Raw genomic sequence first — 3,364 nt, forward strand, 5'->3', positions numbered from 1 at the left:
GGCGGCCCCCAGGTGAGGGCCTGGAGCATCTCCACGGAGGCTGTCGGGACGACCGGCTCGCCGCCATCGCCGGCGGCGTCCTCGATCAGCTCCTCCAGGGTGGGTGGCAGCTGCTCGGCGCTCAGGGGCTCGGCGGCCCAGGGCCCCAGGCCGAAGGGGTGCGGCCCGAAGGCCGCCTCCAGCGCGGCCACGGGCCTGCCCTCGACGACGAGCGCCAGCCGACTCAGCTGTCCCAGAGCCTCGGTGACCTGCTCGGCAGGCAGCGGCAGGTGGGCGGCGACCAGCCCGGCCAAGTCATCACTGCTCGGGTTGCCTGTGGGCTCGCCGCCGACTGGCTCACTACCGGCCCTGCCGGCCTCATCAGCCCGCCCGCTCCCGGCTGCCTCGGCGCCCTCGGTGACTTCGGTCGGCCCGGTTCCTTCGGTCTCCCCCGATTCGTCGAGCCGACTGAGAGCCACCACTGCCTCGGCCACGGCCAGCGTCGGCGCATCCAGCCCGGCCAGGGCGTGCTCGATGCTGCCCTGAGCCCCGGCGCGGGTCGCCAGCGCCAGGAAGGAGGAGGACGGCGGTGCGACCAGGTCGGGGCGCGCCACCAGCAGGGCGGCGACCTCTCGGTCCGGCAGCGCCGTCAGGTGCACGGCGAGGTCCTGGGTGGAGGCGGAAGGGCTCATCCGCACCAAAATACGCCCCCGCCCCACTCACGGACAGAGCGGGGCGGGGTGAAGAGCCGGGACTAAGAGTGAGGCCGACACCAACCGCCGGCGCCGACTACTCAGCCTCCGTCTCCTCGGAAGGCTCCGAGTCCTCACTCGTCTTGAAGGCGGTTCCGAGGGCCAGGCCCATTGCCCACCCCACCGGCAGCCACAAGAACCAGGGCCCTGGTGCCGCCACACCCATCGCGACCCCCAGCATAGTGCCGTAGACCACGGGCCAGAACCACGGCGTAGCCGGCCCCTGAGGCGGCTTGAAGGCCTCCTCGATGACCTCCGACCAGGCAGCCCAGCGGCCGCGCTGACCGGCGCCGGACGCCTCGTGGTCGCCTCCAGTCTGATTGAGCTCATTGTTCATACCGCGACCCTAAACAGCCCGCCCGATTGGATACCTCATCCTATGGAAGGAGACCCGGCCGGGCCTCGGCGAGGGCGCCGGTGTCCAAATCGGAGACAAAGGGACCCGACCGCCCCTAAGGCCGGCAACGCGAACCGCGGAATCATGCGGTTTTCTTTCGCAGGCCGGAACCCGTCTCGCGCCTTTGTCACCGATTTGGACACGAGCCCGCAGATGTCACCGTTTCTGGCCCCCTGTAGCGCCTCCCGACCCGCATCCAGGGCTCGAACTCGCGCCCGACAACTCACGCGCCGCCGCAGGAGCCCAGGATCCGGGCCATCCGGCACGCGGGCATGAGCTGAATGTTGGCGCAACGTCACTGTCGGTAGCGCTGTCAGCCGCGCTCGCGCGGGCAGGAGGCCGGCCGGGCCTCCCCTCCCGCTGGAAGAGGAACGTCTCCTCCGTCACGGCGGCGCGGCGCCCCGGCTTGGGATACTCCCGCCCATGTCCGCCACGCCCAGCGATCCTGCGTCCCCGGTGTCGTCGGTCCCCGACGGCCCGCTCATCGTCCAGTCCGACAAGTCCGTCCTCCTGGAGGTCGCCCACCCCCGGGCCGGGCAGGCCCGCCGCGCCATCGCCGCCTTCGCCGAGCTGGAGCGCGCCCCCGAGCACATCCACACCTACCGGATCACCCCGCTGGCCCTGTGGAACGCGCGCGCCGCGGGCCTGGACGCGGAGACGGTCGTCCACGTCCTCATCACCTACTCGCGCTTCCCGGTGCCGCACGCCCTGCTCACCGAGATCGCCGAGACGATGAGCCGCTACGGCCGCCTCCAGCTCCTCACCGACCCCGCCCACGGCCTGGTCCTGCACGCCACCGACGTGCCGGTCCTGGAGGAGGTCATGCGCTCCAAGCGCACCAAGGGCCTACTGGGGACCCGGCTCGGGGAGGCCGATGTCGTCGTCCACCCCTCGGAGCGGGGCCACCTCAAGCAGGTACTCATCAAGCTGGGCTGGCCGGCCGAGGACCTGGCCGGCTACGTCGACGGCGAGGCCCACCCCATCACGCTGACCGACTCCCCCAGCACCTTCCAGCTGCGCCCCTACCAGTCCGAGGCGGTGGAGAGCTTCTGGGCGGGGGGCTCGGGCGTGGTCGTCCTGCCGTGCGGGGCCGGCAAAACCCTCGTGGGCGCCGCCTCCATGGCCAGGAGCTCGACGACGACGCTCATCCTGGTCACCAACGCGGTCTCGGCGCGTCAGTGGAAGGAGGAGCTCATGCGCTTCACCACCCTGACCGAGGAGGAGATCGGCGAGTACTCCGGCTCGCGCAAGGAGGTCCGCCCCGTCACGATCGCCACCTACCAGGTCCTGACCACCCGCCGGAAGGGTGTCTACCCGCACCTGGACCTGCTGGACTCCCACGACTGGGGGCTCATCGTCTACGACGAGGTCCACCTCCTGCCCGCGCCGATCTTCCGGATGACCGCGGACCTGCAGGCGCGCCGCCGCCTGGGTCTGACGGCGACCCTCGTGCGCGAGGACGGCCGCGAGGACGAGGTCTTCAGCCTCATCGGTCCCAAGCGCTACGACGCCCCCTGGAAGGACCTGGAGAACCAGGGCTGGATCGCCCCGGCGATCTGCACCGAGGTGCGCCTGACCCTCGACGCCGGCGAGCGCATGGCCTACGCGACCGCCGAGCCCGAGGAGCGCTACCGCCTGGCCGCCTGCTCACCGCACAAGCTGCCGATCATCGACACCCTCCTGGCCCGCCATGAGGGCGAGTCGGCCCTGGTCATCGGTCAGTACGTGGATCAGCTCACCGAGATCGCCGAGCACCTGGACGCACCCGTCATCACCGGCTCGACGACGGTGCGCGAGCGCCAGCGCCTCTATGACGCCTTCCGCTGCGGGGAGATCCGCACGCTCGTGGTCTCCAAGGTCGCGAACTTCTCCATCGACCTGCCCGGGGCGAGCGTGGCGGTCCAGGTCTCGGGCTCCTTCGGATCGCGCCAGGAGGAGGCCCAGCGGCTCGGCCGGATCGTGCGCCCCAAGGAGGACGGCCGCCAGGCCCACTTCTACACGGTTGTCGCCCGCGACACCGCCGACCAGGAGTACGCCGCCCACCGGCAGCGCTTCCTGGCCGAGCAGGGCTACGCCTACGCCATCATCGACGCCGAGGACCTCGCCGAGGACGGCTGAGCCCGACCCGACGGCCAACCAGGCGCACCACCAGGCACACCGGGCCGGCCGGGTCCGGCGACCCGCTCAGCGCGACAGGCGGCGGGCGCGCACGTTGCGCACGAGGACGCGGGCCAGG

2 protein-coding genes and 1 pseudogene are annotated in these 3,364 nt (G+C 71.7%); 1 reads left to right on the top strand and 2 read right to left on the bottom strand.

Annotation, left to right across the window (positions count from 1 at the left end):
• A pseudogene (locus tag RIV12_RS12985) lies at positions 1-671 on the bottom strand (helicase-associated domain-containing protein); the annotation flags it as partial.
• Between the two features lie 97 nt (positions 672-768).
• Positions 769-1,068: a hypothetical protein gene (locus tag RIV12_RS12990; RefSeq protein ID WP_309324430.1), complete on the bottom strand. Its 300-nt coding sequence runs from the start codon at positions 1,066-1,068 to the stop codon at positions 769-771.
• Positions 1,069-1,551: 483 nt separating this feature from the next.
• On the opposite strand from RIV12_RS12990, the gene RIV12_RS12995 reads away from it, so the two are divergent.
• Positions 1,552-3,246, top strand: a complete 1,695-nt coding sequence (locus RIV12_RS12995) for a DNA repair helicase XPB (protein WP_309324432.1) — start codon at positions 1,552-1,554, stop codon at positions 3,244-3,246.
• The last annotated feature ends 118 nt before the right edge of the window (positions 3,247-3,364 follow it).

Origin of the sequence: Actinomyces stomatis (assembly GCF_031292835.1) — a bacterium.
Lineage (GTDB): Bacteria > Actinomycetota > Actinomycetes > Actinomycetales > Actinomycetaceae > Actinomyces > Actinomyces stomatis.

Bases quoted from the DNA above. Each gene is read 5' to 3' on its own strand.
- RIV12_RS12995 (WP_309324432.1), top strand. From the start codon at position 1,552: ATGTCCGCCACGCCCAGCGATCCTGCGTCCCCGGTGTCGTCGGTCCCC.
- RIV12_RS12990 (WP_309324430.1), bottom strand. From the start codon at position 1,068: ATGAACAATGAGCTCAATCAGACTGGAGGCGACCACGAGGCGTCCGGC.